This is a genomic window from Paraglaciecola sp. (assembly GCF_030730205.1).
Lineage (GTDB): Bacteria > Pseudomonadota > Gammaproteobacteria > Enterobacterales > Alteromonadaceae > Paraglaciecola.
Window position 1 is genome coordinate 1 of the sequence record NZ_JANQVQ010000067.1, and the last position, 1,189, is coordinate 1,189.

A 1,189-nucleotide genomic window follows, 5' to 3' on the forward strand; every position below is an offset into this window, starting at 1 on the left:
AAAAGCATAGAAATTATCACTTTTGATATTTGTTCTCCTATCCGTCTTACTTAATACCCCTGACATATTTTTACCTAAAACGTGGCTATAAATTTTAGTGATTTTAACATTATAGTGAATGAGTAACTCCCGAATTACTCTAAGTTTAAGCCCCTCTGAAAGTAACTATTCTCTGTTTAAAATTAATTTTTTGTTAAATATATGTTGATAATTGATCATTTGCAGTTTATAAATACAAAAAGACAACGTTGTTTAAATGAGTTGTACCCAGACATAAACAGGATGAATGCATGACAAACCTAAAATTGAATCAACTTTCGTTAAGTATTAGGACAGTATTCTTAAACTGTTCGTTATTACTGATGATCCCCGGCATTGTGCACGCCCAAGAAGTTGATATCCAAGAATCTCAGAACGTGCCATCGAGTGAGGCAGGTAAAGAAAATAACGAAATTGAAGTAATACAAGTTAGCTATGGTTACAGCTCTGTAGAAAAGTCAGACTTAACTGGTGCCATATCTACAGTGAAGTTGGAAGAGGTGATTGATTTACCAGCAGGTAACATCATGCAAAATTTACAAGGCAGGGTGCCAGGTTTGCAAATTACGACTAATGGTAACCCTAGTTCAGGCGCGACGGTGCGCATTCGTGGTCAGGGCTTAGGTCCATTGGGTAACAATGATCCCCTATACATTATTGACGGCATTCCATCAAAAAGTGGTTTGCACGAAATAAATAGTAATGACATTGCAGATGTGCAGGTGCTTCGTGATGCTGCCGCTGCCAGTATATATGGCTCTAGATCAGGCAATGGCGTGATTGTCGTGACAACTAAAAAAGGCAGAGAAGGTTTAGACTTTAACTTTAGATTCAATCAGACTTTTGAAGATTTTGACTATGATCTACAACCTCTAAACACTGCGCAACGCGCACAATCTGTGTGGCAGGCTGCTATCAACGATGGTTCTAACCCAGACCGAGCGAGTTCTTTGTATACGTTTGACTGGAACAAGGATTATGAAAATCCTGAATTATACCAAGTGATATTGCCAACCTTTACTGATCCAAACGGTGTGCAAAGACCCGCTGATACTGATTGGTTTAAGGAAGTTACCCGTTCATCTCAAGTAAGAGACTTTAATTTATCTTTGGCAGGAGGCAGTGACCGTTCTCGTTTTTATACCTCACT

General features: G+C 38.6%; 1 protein-coding gene. It reads left to right on the plus strand.

Translation table 11 applies throughout. From position 1 onward, the window contains the following. Nucleotides 1-290 precede the first annotated feature (290 nt). On the plus strand, nucleotides 291-1,189 hold an 899-nt coding region (locus NWQ57_RS05850; RefSeq protein ID WP_306021200.1), incomplete at its 3' end, for a TonB-dependent receptor plug domain-containing protein.